The following is a 19819-nucleotide window of genomic DNA, read 5'->3' on the forward strand; positions in this document are numbered from 1 at the left end:
TCCTGAAGCGTTTCTCGGGCAGCGGTGTCAGCCGGACGTGCCGGATTCGTCGACGATGGCCATAAGGGTGCACAGAAGCGCCGACGGCCTGTGAAAACAATTGCCGGTCTCTGACTCTGTCACCGCCCGCAGGACCCGTACAGAGGAGAATTCCACCCTGGGAGAGAGGCATCCAGGGATAAAACCTTCCTACCCAGCCGAGTGGCGGACAGCGCAGACTGGCCAGTATGAACAGCAGTGCGCACCGTCAGGAGCTGGGCCAATTCCTGAAGGCCCGCCGGGCCGAGCTCAGCCCCCGCACGGTCGGTCTGCCCGAAACCGACCGGCGCCGGCGCGTGGCCGGCCTGCGCCGGGACGAGGTGGCCATGCTGGCCGCCATCAGCACCAATTACTACACCCGCCTGGAGCAGGGTCGCCTGACCCCCTCCACGTCCGTGCTGTCCGAGCTCGTCCGGGTCCTGCACCTGAGTGACGCCCAGCGGGATCAGCTGTTCGAGCTGGCCGGAAAGGAGGCCGGTCGGGCGCGACGGCGGGCCCCGCAGAAGGCGCACCCCCGGCTGCGTACCGTGCTGAACGAGCTCAGCGTGGCCCCCGGGGTGATCCTGGGCCGGCACCTGGACATCCTGGCGTGGAACCCGATGGCCGCTGCCCTGTTCGGCACCGATTTCGCGAAGGTCTCCCAGCAGCAGCGCAACTACGTCCGGCAGCTCTTCACCGACCCGGCCATGAGAACGCTGTACGCCGACTGGGAGGACTCCGCCCGCAACGCCGTGGCCGTGCTGCGGCAGCAGGCCGCGGCCTGTCCCGACGACCGGAGACTGGCCGACCTCGTTGGCGAGCTGTCAGTGCTGGACGATCAGTTCTGCCAGTGGTGGGGAGGCCGCCCCGTGGTGCCCCGGACCGGCGGCACCAAGGTGTTCAACCACCCGGTCGCCGGTGAACTCTCCCTCGCTTGGGACGCCCTCACCTGCGTGGCCGACCCCGATCAGCAGCTGATCATCTGGAGCGCCGAACCCGAATCACGTACGTACGAGGGCCTGCGCTTCCTTTCCTCCTGGGCGGCGAACCCCGCCATGAATTCGTAAAGCCAGCAGGTGATTCCCGGCGTAAAGCCAGGGACAAATCCTTCCTACCTTCGCTGTTGAATTCCGTGCCATGCTTCCAGAGCACGGTTCATGCAATCCCTTTCGAGATTCTTTTCGAGGAGCAATACCCCCATGTCCTCCACTCTCCGCCCCACGGTCGCCGTGGCTTTCCATTCCGGCTACGGCCACACCGCCGTCATAGCCGAGGCCGTGGCGCGCGGTGCCGCGGAAGCCGGTGCCGAGGTGATCTCCATTCCCGTGGACACGATCACCGACGAGCAGTGGGCGCAGCTGGACGCCGCCGACGCGATCATCTTCGGTGCCCCCACCTACATGGGCACCGCCTCTGCCGCCTTCCACACCTTCGCGGAGGCGAGCAGCAAGCGCTGGTTCACCCAGACCTGGGTGGACAAGATCGCCGCCGGCTTCACCAACTCCGGTGCCAAGAACGGCGACAAGTCCTCCACCCTGGGCTACTTCTTCACCATGGCCGCCCAGCACGGCATGCACTGGGTCAGCCTGGGTGTGCAGCCGGGCTGGGCCTCCACCGAGGGCAGCGAGGACGACATCAACCGTCTGGGCTACTTCGTCGGTGCCGGTGCCCAGACCCCGACCGATGCCGGTCCGGAGGCCGTCCACAAGTCGGACATCGCCACCGCCGAGGGCCTCGGCGCCCGCGTCGCGCAGCAGACCGCCTTCTTCCGCGCCGGCCGCGCCGCTCTCGCCGCCTGAACCCGAGAACCTCACCCGCAGCCTGACCCGTAAAGGAGCAGCCCCATGTCCGACTCCCCGAACCTCGCTCTCGTCCGCCGTCTCTACGACTCCGGCATGGCCCCGGACGTCGTCGCCGAGGTCATCGACCCCGACATCGTCTGGGACATCACCCCCGGCTTCCCCTACGGCGGCGTCTACAAGACCTGGGCCAGCGCCGGCGCCGACTTCTTCGGCCGGCTCGCGCCGCGCTTCACCTCCTTCGGCGCGGTGGCCGAGGAGTTCTACGACGCCGGTGAGCACGTGTTCGTCCGCGGTCACTACCACGCCGTGTCCAAGTCCGGCGCGGAGTCGGACGCCCGCTTCATCCACCTGTGGACGGTCCGCGACGGCAAGCTCACCCACCTGATCCAGGCCGCCGACAGCCACGTCGTCCAGCAGGCCGCGAACAACTGACCGCCCGCACTCACACCTGGGAGCACCCCATGGCGAAGATCCTCTTCCTCATCACCGCCGCCGACCACTGGACCCTGGCCGACGGCTTCGAGCAGCCGGCCGGCTTCTGGGCCGAGGAGGCCATCGGCCCGTACGGCGTCTTCAAGGAGGCCGGCTACGAGATCGCCGCGGCCACCCCGGGCGGCATGCCGCCGACCCCCGACGCACTCAGCCTCACCCCGGACTTCAACGGCGGCGAGGAGGGCGCCGAGCGGATGAAGACCGCCCTGCGCGAGGCCACCGAACTGGCGAACCCCATCCGTATCGAGGACGTGAACATCGACGACTACGACGCCGTGTTCGTCCCCGGCGGCTGGGGCCCGATGGAGGACCTGTCCGACGACCCCGCGGCCGGCAAGCTGCTGAGCGACTGGCTCGCCTCCGGCAAGCTTGTGACGCTGGTGTGCCACGGCCCGGCCGCGCTGCTGTCCACCGTGGACGCCGACGGCAAGTCCCCGTTCTCCGGCTACCGCCTGACCGGTCTGTCGAACTCCGAGGAGATCCAGAACGGCCTCGCGGACCGGGCGAAGTGGCTGCTTGAGGACCGTCTCGTCTCGGACGTCGGCGCGGACTACCACAAGGGCGAGGAGAACTTCGCCCCCCACCTCGAAGTGGACCGCAACCTCATCACCGGCCAGAACCCCGCCTCGGCCGTCCCGCTCGCCCAGGAAGTCGTCAAGACCCTCGGCTGACGACACCCCGCACCACCGCTCACAGGCTCAAGGAAAGAGGTAGTACCGATGGACAGCAACGCGACTCTCCCCAGCGTGGGCCAGACCTGGCTCGCGGACCTCGGCCCCGACACCCCGCTCGGCCACTTCACGGTGGAGATCACCTTCGACTCGGCGACCCAGGTCAGCTTCGAGGTGACCGGTGGCGCCATCAAGGGCCGTAAGCAGACGATGGAGTACACCACCACCCAGCTCCGCGACGGCCTGTTCGTCGTCCGCTGGACCGAGCCCGACGCGGGTGACCACGTCACTCACATCGAGGACTACACCGAGGGCACCTGCATGGCCAGCTCGGTCATCGGTGGCGAGTTCGTCCAGCTCCACGGGAAGTGGACCCGCGTCCGCTGATCCCACAGGGCAGCGCGCTTCTCGACGGTGAGGACTTCCAGGGACAAATCTCTCCCCCTGACAACACCGCTTTCCGGTGTCAGGGTGATGGCATGAACCGCGATCCTCACCGCCACGATCTGGGGGAATTCCTCAAGGCGCGCCGTGCCGAGCTCGACCCGGCCGCCGTCGGCCTGCCCGACGGCGGCTCGCGTCGCGTCGCGGGCCTGCGCCGTGAGGAGGTCGCCGTACTGGCGGCCATCAGCACCGACTACTACGCCCGCCTCGAACAGGGCCGTATCCAGCCGTCGCCGTCGGTGCTGGAGTCCCTGGCCCGGGTGCTGCGCCTGGACGAGGATCAGCGCGCCTACCTGTACGAGCTCGCGGCCAAGGACGAATTCCGCCCGCCCCGCCGGCAGCCGCGCCTCAAGGCGCAGCCGCAGTTGCAGCGCATGCTCGACGACATGGCGCACACCCCCGCGTTCGTGATCGGTCCGCGCACCGAGATCGTCGCCTGGAACGCCATGGGCGCCGCCCTGATCACCGACTTCGGCAAGATCCCGGAGAAGCAGCGGTACTACATCAGGCTGCTCATCACGGACCCCGCGATGCGCGAGCTGTACGCGGACTGGGAGGGCGTCACCCGGCTGGCGATCGCCCAGATGCGGATGCACAACGCCAACAACCCCGGGGATACGCAGCTCGCCACCCTGGTGGGCGAGCTCTCGGTCCGGGACGAGCAGTTCCGCCAGTGGTGGGGCGCCCACCACGTCGCCGTCCGGGACACCGGGACCAAGCACCTGCGCCACCCCGTCGTCGGCGACCTGCACCTCGACTGGAACGCCGTCACCTGGGCCGCCGATCCCGACCTGGCGATCATCGTCTGGACCGCCGAAACCGGCACCCCGACCCACGACAGCCTGCGCATGCTGGCCTCCTGGGCGGCGGACCCGAGCCACTCGACCAGCGACAGCTCCGCCTGACCGTCGCCCCAGGTATTCCCTCCAAAGGGGGAGCCTTTCCTCCTACGCGCCCGGCGCCTAGGAAGAGGCTCTCCCTTTTTCGTGTACGGCTCTCCTGGCACGCTCGTCATGAGGCCCACCGCGCTGCGCGTCCCCGCCCCGGTCCGGCCTTCTTCCCACCGACAGAACCGGTTTCCTCAGCGCCGAGGCGTCCGACCTGCCTGCTCATCCGCCAGGAAAGAGATCCACCTCCCCATGTCCCTGACCCAGTCCCGCCCCGGGACGCTCTCCTCGGCCGTCCCCGAACCGCGCTGGACCCCCCGCCTTTGGGCCGTCCTCGCCGTGCTGTGCCTCGTGCTGTTCCTCGACGGCCTCGACGTCTCCATGGTCGGCGTCGCCCTGCCCTCCATCGGCCACGACCTCGGCATGGCCACCGGCTCACTGCAGTGGATCATCAACGGCTACGTCCTCGGCTACGGCGGCCTGATGCTGCTCGGCGGCCGCACCGCCGACCTGCTCGGACGCCGCCGCGTCTTCCTCGTCGCGCTGGCCGTCTTCGCCGCCGCCTCGCTGCTCGGCGGCCTCGTCGACAGCGGCACGCTGCTGATCGCCACCCGCTTCGTCAAGGGCGTGGCCGCCGCCTTCACCGCGCCCGCCGGCCTGTCGATCCTCACCACGACGTTCCCGGAGGGCCCGCAGCGCAACCGGGCGCTGTCGGTCTTCAGCCTCTTCGGCGCCCTGGGCTACTCCTCGGGCCTGATCCTGGGCGGTCTGCTCACCGGGATCGGCTGGCGCTGGACCTTCCTCATGCCGGTCCCGCTCGCCCTGCTCGCGCTGGTCGTCGGCCTGATTCTGATCCCGCGCGACCGCCGCACCGAGACCGGCGGCCAGGACCCGGCCGGGGCGGTCACCCTCACCGCGGGCATGCTGCTCGCCGTGTACGCCGTGGTCACCGCCCCGCAGACGGGCTGGGCCTCCGGGGCGACCCTCGCAGCCTTCGGCGTCGCCGCCCTGCTGCTGCTCGCCTTCGTCCTGATCGAGCAGCGGGTCCGGCACCCGCTGGTCCGCTTCGGCATCCTGCGCAAGGCCACCACGGTCCGGGCCAACCTCAGCATCGTCGCGCTGATGGGCTCCTACCTCAGCTTCCAGTTCATGATGACGCTGTTCCTGCAGGACGGGCTCGGCTGGTCGCCCCTGCGCATGGCCTTCGCGCTGCTGCCGGTCGGCCTGATCGTCGCCGTCGGCTCGCCCCTCACCGGACGGCTCGTCAATCGCTTCGGCACAGCACCGCTCATCATCACCTCGATGACCTCGCTGACCCTCGGCTACGTCTGGTTCCTGGCGACGGCCGGCTCCTCACCCGACTACCTCACCGCCATGCTCCCGGCCCTGCTGCTCCTCGGCGGCGGCTTCGCATTCGGCTACAGCGCCATCATGGCCCAGGCCACCGAAGGCATCGACGACTCCGAACAGGGCCTCGCCTCCGGCCTGGTACAGACCTCCGGCCAGGTCGGCGCCGCCCTCGTCCTCGCCGTACTCACCGCCGTGATCGCCCAAGCCGGCGACAGCGGCGGCGACTTCACCGCCTACCGGCCCGGCCTGAACCTGGTCACCGGCGTAGCCGCGATCGGGTTGCTCCTGAACCTGGTCCCCGCGCTGCGTCTGCGGCGGCGCTGAGCCCCGACAGACGGAGAGCCGACCCGAGGCCAGCCCCGGGTCGGCTTTCCGTGACCGGCGCTCACGCCAGGTTCTTGGCGAAGAACTCCTCCATGTCCCTGCCTCTCCTGCGGTTGTTCGTCAGCGGACGTGGCAGTCGAACCAGTCGACAGCGACCTCGGGGTGCTCGCTGAAGTAGTTGTAGCCGTCGAAGCGGCGGGTGCTGCCGTGGATCCAGTGCATCTGCTTGTCCTCGACGGGGATGGCGTCGTGGACGGCCTGCACGGCTTCAGGGGTGGTCATGACGTCGTCGTGCTCCTGCGTCACCAGCGTGGGTACGGTGATGGCGGAGGCGTACTTGGCAGGCGACTGCTCTGCAAGACGGAATCCGGTGCGCTCCAGCACGGCCTGGTCGAGCCGGTCGTAACCGCCTCTGAAACCAAGGGCCTTGGAGAACTGTTCGCCGATGGAACGGCCCTCCAACGGCTGGAGCATCACCAGTGCCTGGATCTCGGCGAACTCCTCGGGGTGCTTGGCCCAGGCCACGGCAGTGGAGTTGGCGCCCAGGCACACCGACAGCAGGGCCTTCTTCATGTTCTTGGTGTCGGGGCGTGCCGCGGCGTAGCGGAGGGCTCCGATGACGTCGCGGTACTCGGTGAGGCCGATCGTGCAGATGCCGCCGTTGCCGTACCCGCTCATGCCGTGGTTGCGCAGGTCGTAGGCGAGGACGTTGTAGCCGGCGTCGTGCAGTGCCTTGTAGGAGGGGAGGAAGTTGACCTCGAAGCCGCCGAAGCGGTCCCAGCCGGGCAGGTGTCCGGGATAGCCGTAGCGGTTGCCGGGGGAGAAGTGGTTGTGGGTGATCAGCCGGTCCGAGTCGGCCGGGATGAACCACCCCTCGAGAGGCACGCCGTCCATCGACGGGAACGTCACGTCCTCGTAGGCCAGGCCCAGTTCGGAGGGCCGGCGCAGCAGAGGCGCGCGCCGGCCGTCGGTGGTGCCTTCCGTCCACTGCCCGACGAATCCGTTGAATGCCAGCTCGGCCATGTCGAGTTCGGTCATGGTGCGCTCCTGATTTCCCGGCAAGGGTGCTTGATGTGTGGTACTCCGGGCGCCTGAATTTTCCTCAAGATAGGCCCGTAAGTACATTTTCTGCATCTTGAGCCGGGTCTGGGTAGAGAAAGTGAAGGGGAAGGAATTCTCCCAGGGAGTAATTCCTCCCTGCCGGGAACGGGATGAATCCGGTAATGGTGCGGATGCGCCTGCGTTCCTCATGGCTGTGCCCTTGTCGGGCCGCAGTGCGGCGCCCCGACAAGGGCACAGGGAGTGTGGTGGAGAATCCGGGGTCAGATCGTCGCGGTGTCGATCACGAACCGGTACCGGACGTCGCTCGCCTGCACCCGCTCGTACGCCTCGTTGATCTCGGACGCGGCGATGACTTCGATCTCGGCGCCGAAGCCGTGCTCGGCACAGAAGTCCAGCATCTCCTGGGTCTCGGCGATGCCGCCGATGGCGGAGCCGGCGATCGACCTGCGGCCCATGATCAGGGGAAAGACGTTGACGGAGATCGGCTCCTCGGGGGCGCCGACGTTGACCAGGACTCCGTCGATCTTCAGCAGGTTCACGTAGCCGCTGAAGTCCAGCGGAGCCGAGACCGTCGAGACGATCAGGTCGAAGGTGCCGGCCAGGTCCTCGAAGGTCTTCGGGTCGCTGGTGGCGTAGTAGCGGTCCGCGCCCAGGTTCAGGCCGTCGTCCTTCTTGCGCAGCGACTGCGAGAGGACGGTGACCTCGGCGCCCAGCGCGTGCGCGATCTTGACGCCCATGTGGCCGAGGCCGCCCAGACCGACGATCGCGACCTTCTTGCCGGGACCGGCGCCCCAGTGCTTGAGCGGGGAGTACAGGGTGATGCCCGCGCACAGCAGCGGGGCGGCCACGTCGAGGGCGAGGCCGTCGGGGATGCGGACGGCGTAATTCTCGTCGACCACGATCTTCTCGGAGTAGCCGCCGTAGGTGGGCCGGCCGTCCTTGTCGAGGTAGTTGTACGTCTGGATCATGCCGCTGCCGGTGCAGTACTGCTCCAGTCCGGCCTTGCAGTGCTCGCACTCGCGGCAAGAGTCGACGAAGCAGCCGACGCCCACCCGGTCGCCGACCTGGTACTTCGTGACACCGGGGCCGACCTCGGAGACGACACCGGCGATCTCGTGACCGGGGACCATCGGGAAGATGGCGGTACCCCAGCCCTCCTGGACCTGGTGGATGTCGGAGTGACAGATGCCGGCGAACTTGATGTCGATCAGCACGTCGAATTCGCCGACCGGGCGCCGCTCGATGGTGGCGCGCTCCAGCGGAGCCTTGGCGGCGGGCGCGGCGTAAGCAGCAACGGTGGTCATGAGGGGGGTCTCCTAGCAGTGCTCTCGTGCCCGGCTGCCTTCGGACCGGGCACGGTGACGAGCCTGCCTCGCCGCCGGGAAATGACCCAGGGCAGGAATGCGCCTACGTTCGCGGTTCCTACCACTGTCAGAGTCAGGCTCTTGCCCGGCGGCGCGTGAAATGTGACATGTCCTCAAGAATTATGCACTCAAGAATTCGGTTCGCTCACCGCCTCCTCGTCATGGGGAAGACCACGAGAAGGCAAAGGGGGGATAAAAGTCTCCCTGCCGTGAGTGTGGCCGGTGATGCAAGACTTCCGGCGTGACCGGCCGCCGCTGCCAAGGTGCGCGCGGTTGCCCTTTCCCCGCGGCGGCGTTGATCCCGCGCCTGCTGCCCCGCTGTTGTTCACGACTGTCCCGTCCGTGATGCGAAGGCGTACGTATGTCTGCTGACCTCTCTGAATCCGCTGTTCCACCCTCGACCGAATCGGGTGAGTCCTCCTCGGGGCCCAGCCGGCGTACCGTCATCGCCACTGGTGTCGTGGTGGGCGGTGCCGTGGTGGCCGGAGGGACGTTCCTCGCCGGCTCTGAGGAGGCCACCGCCGCGGAAGCAGCGCGCTCCAGCCGGGTGTCCCTGACGGTCAACGGCACCCGCCGGACCGTGACGGTGGACAACCGCACCTCGCTGCTGGACCTGCTGCGCGAGCACCTCGACCTGACCGGCTCCAAGAAGGGCTGCAACGCCGGGGCCTGCGGGGCGTGCACGGTGCTGGTCGACGGACAGCGGGTCAACTCCTGCCTGACGCTGGCCGTGCGGCTGGAGGGCGCCGAGGTCACCACGATCGAGGGCCTGGCCAAGGGCGACGAACTGCACCCGCTGCAGCAGGCGTTCATCGACGAGGACGCCTACCAATGCGGTTACTGCACTCCAGGGCAGATCCTCTCCGGCGTCGGCTGCATCCAGGAGGGCCACACCGGTTCGCCGGAGGAGATCCGGGAGTGGATGAGCGGCAACATCTGCCGCTGCGGCTGCTACGTCAAGATCGTGTGCGCGGTCGAACAGACCGCGGGCCGGAAGTGAGGAGCGGCCACCATGCATCCCTTCTCCTACACCCGCGTCTCCGACACCCGTGAAGCCCTCAAGGCCGGTCGCGCAGGCGGTCGTTACATCGCCGGGGGGACCACGCTGGTCGACCTGATGCGGGAGACCGTCGAGCGCCCCGAGGCGCTGGTCGACATCTCCGGCCTGCCGCTCCGCGAAGTCACCGTCACCGAGCGCGGGGGCTTGCGCATCGGAGCGCTGGTGCGGATGGCCGAGGCCGCCGCGCACCCCAAGGTACGCACGCTGTATCCCGTCATTTCCCAGGCCCTGGAACTGAGCGCGTCCGCCCAGCTGCGGAACATGGCCACCATCGGCGGCAACATCATGCAGCGCACCCGGTGCACCTACTTCCGTGATGTGACCGCGGCCTGCAACAAGCGTGAGCCCGGCTCCGGTTGTGCGGCGCGGGAGGGCTTCAACCGGATGCACGCGATCCTCGGCACCTCCGACGCCTGCGTGGCCACCCACCCTTCCGACGTGGCCGTCGCCTTCGCTGCCCTGGAGGCAACGGTGCATCTCCTCGGCGCGGAGGGCGTGCGCACCCTGCCGTTCGCCGACTTCCTGCTACGGCCCGGCACGACCCCGAACCGTGAACAAGCTCTCAGAAAAGGCGAGTTGATCACGGCTGTGGAGATCCCAGCGCTTCCGCGTCCGCTCAAGTCCGGATACCTGAAGGTGCGCGACCGGCAGTCCTACGAGTTCGCCCTGACCTCGGCGGCGGTCGCGTTGCACGTCCGGCGCGGGGTCATCCAGGAGGCGAAGGTCGCCGCCGGTGGCGTGGGGACCGTGCCGTGGAAACTGCCCGCCGTCGAGCGGCACCTCGTCGGTGAGCGTCCCTCGGAGTCCGTGTGGACGTCCGCTGCCGCGAAGGCGGCGGACGGCGCCCGTCCCCTTCAGCACAACGGCTTCAAGGTCGAGCTGCTGAAACGGACCGTCGCACGCCAGCTGCGCATCGTAGGAGGTACGAAGTGAGCCCCCAGCCACAGGCAGCCGTGGGCGCGCCATTGTCCCGGGTGGACGGCCGCCTCAAGGTCACCGGAAAGGCGCTGTACGCCGCCGAACACGACGTCGAGGGTGTGGTGCATGCCGTCATCGTCGACGCGAGCATCGGGCGCGGCCGTGTCACCTCGATCGACACCGGTGACGCCGAGAAACAAACCGGTGTGCTGCGGGTGATCCATCACGGCAACGCGCCGACGCTGCCGTACCGCGACAACGCCGGATCCAACAACCCGCCCGGCCGCAGGCTCAGGGTCTTCCAGGAGGATCGGGTGCTCTTCCGCGGCCAGCCGGTCGCGGTCGTGGTGGCGAGCACGTTGGAGGCCGCGCAGCACGGGGCGAGCCTGGTGAAGGTCCGCTACGACGCCGAGCGGCCCTCGACCGACCTGCACGAGGCCGAGCCGGGCGCGCCGACGGACTACGCGCGCGGCGACGCGGAAGCCGGCCTGCGTTCCTCAGCCGTACGGCTGGACCTGACGTACGAGCTGGCGCGCAACCACCACAACCCGATGGAGCCGCACGCCACCATCGCCCGCTGGGACGGCGACAAGCTGACCGTCTGGGACAAGACCCAGTGGGTGATGGGCACACACGACGAGCTCGCTGCCGTGTTCGACCTGCCCGCGGACTCGGTGCGCGTGATCTCGCCGTTCGTCGGCGGCGGTTTCGGCAGCGGACTGCGCTGCTGGCCGCACACGGTCGTCGCCGCGCTGGCCGCGCGGGTGGCGCGACGCCCGGTCAAACTGGTGCTCAGCCGCAGGCAGATGTACTTCGGCACCGGCTTCAGGCCGTCGTACGAGTACCGGCTGCGGCTCGGCAGTGACCGGCGAGGCCGGCTGAACGCCGCGATCCACGACATCGACGCCGAGACCTCGTCGTACGAGACGTTCTTCGAGGCCGTCATGTCGGCAGGCCAGATGCTCTACAGCATGCCCAACGTCCGTCAGGCGTACCGGCGGGTGCCCCTCGACGTGAACACCCCTATCTGGATGCGCGGCCCCGGCTTCGCCTCGGCCTCATTCGTGATCGAGTCCGCGATGGACGAACTCGCACACGAACTCGACCTCGACCCGATCGAGTTGCGCCGGCGCAACGAGCCGAGCGAGGACGAGTCGACGAACGAGCCGTTCTCCACCCGACGGCTCAGTGAGTGCTACACGGTCGGCGCGCGTGAGTTCGGCTGGGACCGCCGTAACCCGAGGCCGCGCTCGACGCGGGACGGGGACTGGCTGGTCGGCCTGGGCATGGCCGCAGGTGTGTACGACCCGGGGCGGTATCCCGCGCAGGCGCGGGCCCGTCTGGACGCCGACGGCACCGCGGTGGTCGAAGCGGCCACCAGTGACATGGGGCCCGGCACCTACACCTCCCAGACCCAAGTGGCCGCGGACGCACTCGGGTTGACGATGCGCACGGTGACCTTCAGGCTGGGGGACTCCCTGTATCCGCCGACCTCGCCGCACGGCGGCTCGGCGACCATGGCCAGCGTCGGCTCGGCCGTCGTCGACGCCTGCAACAAGGTGCGGCAGGAGGCGATTCGGCTGGCCGTCGAGGACCGGGAGTCGCCGCTGTACGGCGTGAACGCGGACGACGTGGTGGTGCGGAACGGCCGACTGCATGTGCAGGGCAGCCCGGCGCGCGGGGAGACGTACAAGAGTCTGCTGGCCCGCAACGACCGCTCTCACCTGGAATCGAAGGGTTCCTACGACGGGCCGGGCAGCGACCGGTCTGCCTACTTCGCCTACAACGCCACCTTCGCCGAGGTCGCCGTGGACGCGAACCTGGGTCTGGTGCGGGTGCGGCGGATGCTCGGCGTGTACGACGCGGGGCGGATCATCAGCCCCAAGCTGGCCGAGAGCCAGGCGTTCGGCGGCATCGTGGGCGGCATCGGCACGGCCCTGCTGGAGCACACGGTCACCGACCACCGGGACGGTCGGATCGTGAATGCCAGCCTGGCCGACTACCTCGTGCCCGTGAACGCCGACGTGCCCGAGATCAAGGCGATCTACCTGGACGGCGAGGACAACGCCGGCAACCTGCTGGGCGTCAAGGGACTCGGCGAGGTCGTCCAAGTGGGTGTGGCGGCCGCGATCGGCAACGCGGTCTTCAACGCCACCGGCCGACGGATCCGCCAACTGCCCATCACCGCCGAGGCGTTGCTCTGACGACACCGCCTCCATGGACGAGTCCGGCAGCCGAACTCCCCGTACGGTTGCCGGACCTCCCCGGGCCGCCGCCGCGCATCGCCCCCGTGGACGCGGCGGCGGCCCTATCCACCTTCTGCGACAGCGACGTCTGTTCTGGAGCCCCCCATGCTGAACATCGCGGACACACTGCACCGCTGGTGCCGCGAGGAACGCCCCTTCGCCCTGGCCACGGTCGTCGACGTCACCGGCAGCGCACCCCTGCCCATCGGTACGTCGGTGGCGGTGCACGAGGACGGCAAGGTCATCGGCAGCATCTCCGGCGGCTGCGTCGAGGGCGCGGTGTACGAGCTGTGCCGGCAGGTGCTGGATGAGCAAGATGCGCCCCGGCGGGCCTGGTTCGGCTACTCCGACGACGACGCCTTTGCTGTGGGCCTGACCTGTGGCGGCGAGCTCGACGTCCTTGTCCAGCGCATCGACCCCGCCGCCCAGCCGCATCTCGGCGCGGCGCTCGCCGAGGCGGTCGAGGGTCGGCCTGCTGCCGTGGCACAGGTCGTGGACGGGCCCGAGGGATTGCTCGGCACCACTTTGAGCGTGCTCGGCGACAGTTGGATCGCCGACAGCACGCTCGGCGACGGGCCGACCGGGCGGGCGGTGGCGGACCGGGCCACCGCCCAACTGCGTACCGGACGCACCGCGCTCCTCACCCTCGGCGGAGACGCCGACACCTGCCCCGAGAAGCTCTCCGTCCTCGTCCACGCGGCCGCCACCCGCCCCCGCATGCTGATCTTCGGCGCGATCGACTTCGCCGCCGCCCTCGCCCAGGCCGGCCGGTTCCTCGGCTACCACGTCACCGTGTGCGACGCCCGCCCCGTCTTCGCCACCGAAGCCCGCTTCCCGCACGCCGACGAGGTGGTCGTCGACTGGCCCCACCGCTACCTGGCCCAGACGGCCGTGGACGCCCGTACCGCCGTCTGCGTGCTGACCCACGACGCCAAGTTCGACATCCCCCTGCTCCAGCTCGCCCTCGATCTGCCCGTCGGCTACGTCGGCGCCATGGGCTCCCGCCGCACCCACGATGAACGTCTGCGCCGCCTGCGTGAAGTCGGGGTCACTGATGGACAGTTGGATCGGCTGCACTCCCCGATCGGCCTCGACCTCGGTGCCCGCACCCCCGAGGAGACGGCCACCTCCATCACCGCCGAGATCATCGCCCACGCAAACCAGAGCACCGGCCTGCCTCTGGCAGGGGTCACCGGTCCGATCCACCGCGTTTCCGGTGCCGCTTCAGACAGTCATGCGGTGTGCGATCTTCTGCGAAACTCCTTTGACGGCGTGAGCGGAGCAGGAAGCACGGGGGCCTTGAGTGAGGTGCGGCGAGCGGGCGGCGGCATCGACCAGGTTGCGGCACGGCGAGGACGTCACCCTGGCTGACGAATCCGTGGCCCATCACCGTCGTTCGCTACTGCTGGTTCATGCCGTCGCAGGGAAGAGGCGCTGGACGGCGGCGACGATGGCTGCCCGGCGGGCCGCCAGGAAGGCGTGGCGTTCCTCGCCGAGGGGAACGAGGTCGTTCTGGCCGGCCCACGACAAAGCCAGCTGACTGACGAACACGAGAATGTCCTCGGGCTCCCACGCGGGATCGAGGTGGCCGGCCTCCTGTGCCTTGCGTACCTGCTCGACCTTGCGGCGCAGGGACTCCTGCACCGGGTCGTCGGAGGGAGCCTCCTCGGCCGGCAGCTCCAGCTGGCCCCACATCATCAGCCGGTGGCGTTCGGGATGGCGGACGGCGTGGTCATGCATGCGGCCGGCGTAGCCCGGTAGGTCGGCGGGATCCAGGGGAACAGCCTCGGCCATGGCGGCGAGCTCCCGCCCGGCGACGAACCGGTAGAGCGCCTCCTTGCTGCGGAAGTACGCATAGACGCGTTCCTTGCTGGTGCGCGCCGCCTTGGCGATCCGCTCGACCCGCGCTCCCGCGATGCCATGACGGGCGAATTCGGCGGTGGCCGCGGAAATGATGCGGTCACTGGTGGCGTCGGTGACGCTGCTGCGGGAGGCCATGAGACTCAGTTTACCCAACCGAACCGTTCGGTTTGGCAGCGGCGGTCGATGACTGTATGCTCAAACCGAACCGTTTGGTTTGAACCTATTGGGGGTCACTCATGCAGCAGCGCAATCTGGGCCGCCAGGGCCTGACCGTCTCCGAGATCAGTTACGGCGCGATGGGCACCGCCTTCGCCTACGGCCCCTCGGACGACACCGCGTCGATCACCGCCATCCGCCGCGCCCACGAGCTCGGCGTGAACCACTTCGACACCGCCGAGATGTACGGCTGGGGAGAGGGCGAGAAGCTGCTCGGCCACGCCCTCGCGCCCATCCGCGACGAGGTGACGATCGCGACCAAGTTCGGCCTCACGCCGACCTTCGCTCCGAACTCGAAGCCGGACCACATCCGTGAGGTCGTCGAGAACAGCCTCCGCAACCTGAACACCGACGTGATCGACGTGCTCTACCAGCACGGCCCCGACCCCGAGGTCCCGATCGAGGAAGTCGTCGGCGTGATGAAGGAGTTCGTCGACGCCGGAAAGGTCAACTACCTCGGCCTGTCCAACACCGACACCGACGCCATCCGCCGCGCCCACGCGGTGCACCCGATCTCGGTCCTCCAGCACGAGTACTCGATCTTCGCCCACGACTCCGAGCAGTTCTTCCCGGTCCTGGAGGAGCTCGGCATCGGTCTCGTCGCCTACTCCCCGCTGGCCCGCGGCTTCCTCAGCGGCGCCGTCCAGTCCCGCGAGCACTACGACCCGAGCGACATTCGCAACATGATCCCCTGGTGGGCTCCGGAGAACTTCGACCAGAACGTCTCCCTGGTCAACGAGCTCACCAAGCTCGCGGAGAGCAAGGGCGTCAGCCTCTCCCAGCTGGCCCTGGCCTGGCTGCTGGCGAAGAAGGACTACATCGTCCCGATCCCCGGCTCGCGCAACCCCGAGCGGGTCGCGCAGAACATCGCCGCCGCCGACCTCAGGCTGACCGCCGACGACCTCGCCCGCATCGACGAGATCGCACCCGACGGCGGCATCGGCGGACGAGGTATGTAAACCCGCACCCGCACCCGCACACCGGAGCCCGGCTGACCGCTGCGGGCAGGTAATCCGCACACGGCATGGGCCCAGCCCCTCTCGAGAGGACTGCGACGGCTTCATTGCCCGGCAGCGCACATCCCGCCTGCTGTCTGCTGTTCGACAGGCGTGGTTCCCGTGGTCAGGCGACAGGAGGAGAGGCCGGCAGGTTCTGGTCGGCGGCCCAGGAGGCGAGGATGCGCAGCCGCTCGTGGGTGGGGGAGCCGGGTGCGGCCGTCCAGACGGTGAGGTGCTGGTCGGGGTCGGTGTTGGCGGTCAGGGTGTCCCAGTCCAGGACGAGTTCGCCGACCACCGGGTGGTTGAGGGTCTTCGTGCCCACGGTGCGGGCGGCGACGCGGTGGTCGCCCCACCACTGGGCGAACTGCTTGTCGCGTAGGGACAGTTCACCGACCAGCTCGATGAGGCGGGGGTCCTCGGGATACTGCGCGGCTTCCATCCGCAGCTGTGCCACGGCGAGCCGCGCGGAGGTCTGCCAGTCGGCGTACAGGGTGCGCATGGCCGGATCCGTGAAGATGATCCGCGGGTAGTTGCGGTGCTTCTCCGGGATCCGGGAGAAGTCGGTGACCAGCGCGGCCGCCAGCGCGTTCCAGGCCAGGATGTCCCCGCGCCGGCCCTGCACGATGGCCGGGGTGGCGGTGAGATCGTCCAGTACGCGCTGCAACTGCGGCTGGACCTTCTGCCGCCCCCGGCTGCGGGTGCGTGTGGTGATCTTGCCGGCGAGCTGGAAGAGATAGCCGCGTTCGTCGTCGTCGAGACGGAGCACCCGGGCGAGCGTGTCCAGCACGGGCGCGGACGCCTGCATACGGCCCTGTTCGAGACGCGTGTAGTAGTCGGTGCTGATGCTGGCGAGCTGGGCGACCTCTTCGCGGCGCAGCCCGGCGACCCGGCGCGGGCCGCCGTTGTCGGGCAGGCCGACAGTGCGCGGGCTCAGCTCGGCACGGCGCTTCTTGAGGAATTCTCCCAGCTCGTTGAGGGGGACATTGCCGGTCATGCCGGTCAGCATGACACCGAACGCACCTGAGGAAGGAGGGAGAGTTTTCACCCAGGATGTATCCCTCCCCGGATGTCTTTCTCCGCTTTTCGCTCTCGCCTCGGCGTGTGAGGCTCGACATAGAACAGCCTGCGCGGTGATCCCGAGCGCCGTGCCGGCAAGGTCCTCCCAAGCCTGAGCGAAGCCCCTCCACCCGCAAGGACTCACCATGACGACCTTCGCCCTCGTCGGCGCCGGCCCCGGACTCGGGCTCGCCACCGCACGCCGATTCGGAGGCGCCGGACACGCCGTCGCCCTCATCTCCCGCAGTGCCGAGAAGCTGGACGCACTGACCGCCGAACTGGCCCGCGACGGCATCCAGGCGGGGGGCTTCACCGCCGACGTCCTCGACACCGAGTCACTGGACGCGGCCTTGTACGCGGCGGCAGCCGCCCTGGGTCCCATCGAGATCCTGCAGTACAGCCCCGTGCCCCGCGCCGACTTCATGAAGCCCGTCCTCGAGGCGACCGCCGACGACCTCGACGCACCCCTCGCCTTCTCCGTCAAGGGCCCGGTCACCGCCGTGAACGCCGTCCTGCCCGGCATGCGCCAACTCGGCCGCGGCACCCTGCTGTTCGTCAACGGCGGCAGCGCCGTACGCCCCCACCCGGACCGGGCCGGCACCTCGATCGCCTTCGCCGCCGAGAGCGCCTACGCGCGTATGCTCCACGACGCCCTCGCCGCGGAGAACATCCACGCCGCCCAGTTGATCATCCCGGGAGCCATCCGCCCCGACGCCGAGCACAGCAGCCCTGAGGTGCTGGCCCGCCGCCTGTACGAGATCCACCTCAAGCGCGATGGCTTCCGCCACTACGCCGAGCCCCTGCCCGACTGACGCCCCTGGAGGATGCCGTGAGCCCGACCACCCGTTCCAGCCTTGCCCGCGCCGTTCCGACCGCCTTACTGCTTGCAGTGACCGCCTGTACCGACGAGGCGCCCCCGTCCCCGTCTTCCCCGTCCTCGCCCTCCGCCTCCGCGTCACAGCGAACGCCGACGGCCACGGCTCCAGCCTCACTGTCCGATGACAAGGGCACCGCCATGAACATCCGGGTCACCATCGAGGGCCACCGGGTCGACGCCACCCTGAACGACAGCGCCACGGCCCGCGACTTCGCCGCCCTGCTCCCGCTCGCGCTGAACCTGAGCGACTTTCACGAGACCGAGAAGATCGCTGACCTGCCCCGTCGGCTGTCCACCTCCGGCGCCCCGGACGCCGCCGAAGCCAAGCCCGGCGACCTGGCGTACTACGCCCCCTGGGGCAACCTGGCCCTCTTCTACCGGGGCAGCGGCTCCAGCGACGCCGGCCTGATCATCCTCGGCAGCGTGCACGGCGACACCGAACGCCTCGCCACCGCCACCAAGGTCACCATCGAAACCGCCTCCTGACCCGGCTCACTCTCAACGGGAGAAAGACACGTGAACCCCGTCTACGACTTCACCGGCCAGGTCGCCCTCGTCACCGGCGCAGGCTCCGGCATGGGCCTGGCGACCGCCCGCGCCTTCGCCGAGGCCGGAGCCGCCGTCGCCCTCACGGACATCGACGAAGCCGCCCTGAACGCAGCCGTCGAGGAACTCACCGACTCCGGCCACCGAGCACTCGCCCTCACCTGCGACGTCAGCGACGAGGACCGGGTGGCGGCTGCGGTCGACCGCACTGTCGAGACCTTCGGCCGTCTCGACATGGCCTACAACAACGCCGGCATCCAGATCCCGCCCAGCGACGCCGCCGACGAACCCGCCGAACGCTTCGACCGCGTCAACGCCATCAACCTCCGCGGTGTATGGGCCTGTATGAAGCACGAGCTGCGGCATATGCGCGCCCAGGGCAGCGGCGCCATCGTCAACTGCTCCTCGCTCGGCGGCCTGGTCGGTCTCCCCGGCCGCGCCTCCTACCACGCCTCCAAGCACGGCGTGATCGGCCTGACGACCAGTGCGGCCCTGGAGTACGCCCCGCGCGGCATCCGCATCAACGCCGTCTGCCCCGGCACCATCGATACCCCGATGGTCAGCGACATGATCGCCAAAGGGGAGCTGGATCGAGCCGAGGCCGAGGCCAACCAGCCCATCAATCGCCTCGGTACGGCCGATGAGATCGCCCAGGCGGTCCTGTGGCTGTGCAGCCCCGGCGCCGGCTTCGTGGTCGGTGTGGCGCTTCCTGTCGACGGCGGCTATGTCGCCCGATAGCAGCGTGGGAGCCGCCGTCACGCAACCGACGACGGCTCCCACGGCGGCATCAGACATCAGTAGACGGTAAAGCGGTCGAGGGGTGGAGGCCGGCCAGTGCGGCAGCGCCCGGGTCGCAGGCGTTCCGTGCGGGGTGAACGAGGCGACGCCATCTTCGCGGACTGGGCCCGTGCCGTCGGGAGGTCGAAACCGATGGACAGGGCCCGCCGCCGCACCGTGTGGCGGCGGGCGGCTTCCACTACCGCCGCTGTCGCCCTGATGGCCCCGCGCCGCATGGTCACCACGTCATCCTCTCCGGACAAGCGGAGGAAGCCTGGCGGGACTGTTGTCGCCTTCAACATGCGCAGCGCCTTATCCGACCTTGGTGACCCAGAGTCTGGGGTCGGGGCACCGCCCCTCTCGGCAGAGCCCCCGCGCGCCGCCACTCGAAGGCGGCTGATGGCCGCCATGACGGGGAGTGCCTCCGGCCGCACACGACGCATTGACCTGTTGTCATGGGGCGCGAGCGTGCGTCCGCAGTGAGCGGGATCGGGCTGGTACAGGGTGTCTGTGCGTGGCGGCCTGTTCCGCCCGAGGAGGGGGGATGGACTGAAGGCCATGACGCTCGTTTGACGCTCTGGGCGTCCGTACGCAGGACGATGAGCCGAGAAACCGGCTCTGACTGGGTTTTTCTGGGATCTGTTCGGGCCGACATCTTTCCGACGACCGATCATGTGGAGTGTGTCGCGATCCTGGAGCCGGCCGCGACAGGCTTCTGACCTACGGTTTTTGTACGCGGTATGTGCGGTATGTGCGTTACAGGTGATATTTCAATGCTGATATGACGCTGACTTGACGCGCGTTCTGACTAGACATCACCTGGCTGGCGCGCAGGTCATGACCCCTGC

Annotated in this window: 19 protein-coding genes; 15 read left to right on the forward strand and 4 right to left on the reverse strand. The window is 69.0% G+C overall.

Features of this window, described 5'->3' with window-relative positions; genetic code table 11:
• Positions 1 to 227 precede the first annotated feature (227 nt).
• The 7 genes from Q2K21_RS12190 to Q2K21_RS12220 all read left to right on the forward strand — a co-directional run bounded on the left by Q2K21_RS12190 (position 228) and on the right by Q2K21_RS12220 (position 5988).
• Positions 228 to 1085, forward strand: a complete 858-nt coding sequence (locus tag Q2K21_RS12190) for a helix-turn-helix domain-containing protein (protein WP_310769854.1) — start codon at positions 228 to 230, stop codon at positions 1083 to 1085.
• Between the two features lie 132 nt (positions 1086 to 1217).
• On the forward strand, positions 1218 to 1817 hold the full coding sequence (locus Q2K21_RS12195; RefSeq protein WP_310769856.1) for a flavodoxin family protein: 600 nt from the start codon (positions 1218 to 1220) through the stop codon (positions 1815 to 1817).
• 45 nt (positions 1818 to 1862) lie between these two features.
• A complete protein-coding gene (locus tag Q2K21_RS12200; protein ID WP_310769858.1) occupies positions 1863 to 2252 on the forward strand; it encodes a nuclear transport factor 2 family protein in 390 nt (129 codons plus the stop codon).
• A 29-nt stretch (positions 2253 to 2281) separates the two neighbouring features.
• Positions 2282 to 2983 carry a type 1 glutamine amidotransferase domain-containing protein gene (locus Q2K21_RS12205; RefSeq protein WP_310769860.1) on the forward strand — a complete coding sequence of 234 codons (702 nt, stop codon included), beginning with the start codon at positions 2282 to 2284 and terminating at the stop codon, positions 2981 to 2983.
• 48 nt (positions 2984 to 3031) lie between these two features.
• Positions 3032 to 3370 (forward strand): MoaF-related domain-containing protein, encoded by a 339-nt coding sequence (locus Q2K21_RS12210; protein WP_266421262.1) that lies wholly within the window; start codon positions 3032 to 3034, stop codon positions 3368 to 3370.
• A gap of 92 nt (positions 3371 to 3462) precedes the next feature.
• Positions 3463 to 4332 carry a helix-turn-helix transcriptional regulator gene (locus Q2K21_RS12215; protein ID WP_310769865.1) on the forward strand — a complete coding sequence of 290 codons (870 nt, stop codon included), beginning with the start codon at positions 3463 to 3465 and terminating at the stop codon, positions 4330 to 4332.
• Between the two features lie 234 nt (positions 4333 to 4566).
• A complete protein-coding gene (locus Q2K21_RS12220; RefSeq protein ID WP_310769867.1) occupies positions 4567 to 5988 on the forward strand; it encodes an MFS transporter in 1422 nt (473 codons plus the stop codon).
• Positions 5989 to 6108: 120 nt separating this feature from the next.
• On the opposite strand, the gene Q2K21_RS12225 is transcribed toward Q2K21_RS12220, so the two are convergent.
• Entirely contained in the window at positions 6109 to 7026 is a 918-nt protein-coding gene (locus tag Q2K21_RS12225) for an alpha/beta hydrolase family protein (RefSeq protein WP_310769869.1), read from the reverse strand.
• Positions 7027 to 7310: 284 nt separating this feature from the next.
• Positions 7311 to 8354, reverse strand: coding sequence for an NAD(P)-dependent alcohol dehydrogenase (locus Q2K21_RS12230; RefSeq protein ID WP_310769871.1), 1044 nt, complete (start codon positions 8352 to 8354; stop codon positions 7311 to 7313).
• Between the two features lie 421 nt (positions 8355 to 8775).
• On the opposite strand from Q2K21_RS12230, the gene Q2K21_RS12235 reads away from it, so the two are divergent.
• From Q2K21_RS12235 to Q2K21_RS12250, 4 genes are all read left to right on the forward strand, one after another.
• On the forward strand, positions 8776 to 9414 hold the full coding sequence (locus Q2K21_RS12235) for a (2Fe-2S)-binding protein (protein WP_310769873.1): 639 nt from the start codon (positions 8776 to 8778) through the stop codon (positions 9412 to 9414).
• 12 nt (positions 9415 to 9426) lie between these two features.
• On the forward strand, positions 9427 to 10407 hold the full coding sequence (locus Q2K21_RS12240; RefSeq protein WP_310769875.1) for an FAD binding domain-containing protein: 981 nt from the start codon (positions 9427 to 9429) through the stop codon (positions 10405 to 10407).
• Positions 10404 to 12596, forward strand: a complete 2193-nt coding sequence (locus Q2K21_RS12245) for a xanthine dehydrogenase family protein molybdopterin-binding subunit (protein ID WP_310769877.1) — start codon at positions 10404 to 10406, stop codon at positions 12594 to 12596. The genes Q2K21_RS12240 and Q2K21_RS12245 overlap by 4 nt, the downstream gene beginning before the upstream one ends.
• A 147-nt stretch (positions 12597 to 12743) precedes the next feature.
• Complete coding sequence (locus tag Q2K21_RS12250; RefSeq protein ID WP_310769880.1) at positions 12744 to 14009, forward strand: XdhC family protein; 1266 nt, start codon at positions 12744 to 12746, stop codon at positions 14007 to 14009.
• Positions 14010 to 14048: 39 nt separating this feature from the next.
• Here Q2K21_RS12250 and Q2K21_RS12255 read toward each other — a convergent pair whose 3' ends face one another.
• Positions 14049 to 14636, reverse strand: coding sequence for a TetR/AcrR family transcriptional regulator (locus tag Q2K21_RS12255; RefSeq protein ID WP_310769882.1), 588 nt, complete (start codon positions 14634 to 14636; stop codon positions 14049 to 14051).
• Positions 14637 to 14737: 101 nt separating this feature from the next.
• Between Q2K21_RS12255 and Q2K21_RS12260 the strand changes: the two genes are divergently transcribed.
• Entirely contained in the window at positions 14738 to 15676 is a 939-nt protein-coding gene (locus Q2K21_RS12260; protein WP_310769884.1) for an aldo/keto reductase, read from the forward strand.
• Between the two features lie 163 nt (positions 15677 to 15839).
• Here Q2K21_RS12260 and Q2K21_RS12265 read toward each other — a convergent pair whose 3' ends face one another.
• The gene (locus tag Q2K21_RS12265) at positions 15840 to 16721 is read right to left on the reverse strand and encodes a helix-turn-helix domain-containing protein (protein ID WP_310769886.1); all 882 of its coding nucleotides are present in this window, start codon (positions 16719 to 16721) and stop codon (positions 15840 to 15842) included.
• 196 nt (positions 16722 to 16917) lie between these two features.
• Here Q2K21_RS12265 and Q2K21_RS12270 point away from each other — a divergent pair, with 196 nt between their 5' ends.
• From Q2K21_RS12270 to Q2K21_RS12280, 3 genes are all read left to right on the forward strand, one after another.
• Positions 16918 to 17583, forward strand: a complete 666-nt coding sequence (locus Q2K21_RS12270) for an SDR family NAD(P)-dependent oxidoreductase (protein WP_310769888.1) — start codon at positions 16918 to 16920, stop codon at positions 17581 to 17583.
• Positions 17584 to 17786: 203 nt separating this feature from the next.
• Entirely contained in the window at positions 17787 to 18134 is a 348-nt protein-coding gene (locus Q2K21_RS12275; protein ID WP_310769890.1) for a cyclophilin-like fold protein, read from the forward strand.
• A 30-nt stretch (positions 18135 to 18164) separates the two neighbouring features.
• Complete coding sequence (locus Q2K21_RS12280) at positions 18165 to 18932, forward strand: glucose 1-dehydrogenase (protein ID WP_310769894.1); 768 nt, start codon at positions 18165 to 18167, stop codon at positions 18930 to 18932.
• Positions 18933 to 19819 lie beyond the last annotated feature (887 nt).

It is taken from the genome of Streptomyces sp. CGMCC 4.7035, from assembly GCF_031583065.1.
Taxonomy (GTDB): Bacteria; Actinomycetota; Actinomycetes; order Streptomycetales; family Streptomycetaceae; genus Streptomyces; species Streptomyces yaanensis.

Coding starts and splice junctions, on each gene's coding strand:
- Q2K21_RS12190 (WP_310769854.1), top strand. CDS start 228: ATGAACAGCAGTGCGCACCGTCAGGAGCTGGGCCAATTCCTGAAGGCC.
- Q2K21_RS12195 (WP_310769856.1), top strand. CDS start 1,218: ATGTCCTCCACTCTCCGCCCCACGGTCGCCGTGGCTTTCCATTCCGGC.
- Q2K21_RS12200 (WP_310769858.1), top strand. CDS start 1,863: ATGTCCGACTCCCCGAACCTCGCTCTCGTCCGCCGTCTCTACGACTCC.
- Q2K21_RS12205 (WP_310769860.1), top strand. CDS start 2,282: ATGGCGAAGATCCTCTTCCTCATCACCGCCGCCGACCACTGGACCCTG.
- Q2K21_RS12210 (WP_266421262.1), top strand. CDS start 3,032: ATGGACAGCAACGCGACTCTCCCCAGCGTGGGCCAGACCTGGCTCGCG.
- Q2K21_RS12215 (WP_310769865.1), top strand. CDS start 3,463: ATGAACCGCGATCCTCACCGCCACGATCTGGGGGAATTCCTCAAGGCG.
- Q2K21_RS12220 (WP_310769867.1), top strand. CDS start 4,567: ATGTCCCTGACCCAGTCCCGCCCCGGGACGCTCTCCTCGGCCGTCCCC.
- Q2K21_RS12225 (WP_310769869.1), bottom strand. CDS start 7,026: ATGACCGAACTCGACATGGCCGAGCTGGCATTCAACGGATTCGTCGGG.
- Q2K21_RS12230 (WP_310769871.1), bottom strand. CDS start 8,354: ATGACCACCGTTGCTGCTTACGCCGCGCCCGCCGCCAAGGCTCCGCTG.
- Q2K21_RS12235 (WP_310769873.1), top strand. CDS start 8,776: ATGTCTGCTGACCTCTCTGAATCCGCTGTTCCACCCTCGACCGAATCG.
- Q2K21_RS12240 (WP_310769875.1), top strand. CDS start 9,427: ATGCATCCCTTCTCCTACACCCGCGTCTCCGACACCCGTGAAGCCCTC.
- Q2K21_RS12250 (WP_310769880.1), top strand. CDS start 12,744: ATGCTGAACATCGCGGACACACTGCACCGCTGGTGCCGCGAGGAACGC.
- Q2K21_RS12255 (WP_310769882.1), bottom strand. CDS start 14,636: ATGGCCTCCCGCAGCAGCGTCACCGACGCCACCAGTGACCGCATCATT.
- Q2K21_RS12260 (WP_310769884.1), top strand. CDS start 14,738: ATGCAGCAGCGCAATCTGGGCCGCCAGGGCCTGACCGTCTCCGAGATC.
- Q2K21_RS12265 (WP_310769886.1), bottom strand. CDS start 16,721: ATGCTGACCGGCATGACCGGCAATGTCCCCCTCAACGAGCTGGGAGAA.
- Q2K21_RS12270 (WP_310769888.1), top strand. CDS start 16,918: ATGACGACCTTCGCCCTCGTCGGCGCCGGCCCCGGACTCGGGCTCGCC.
- Q2K21_RS12275 (WP_310769890.1), top strand. CDS start 17,787: ATGAACATCCGGGTCACCATCGAGGGCCACCGGGTCGACGCCACCCTG.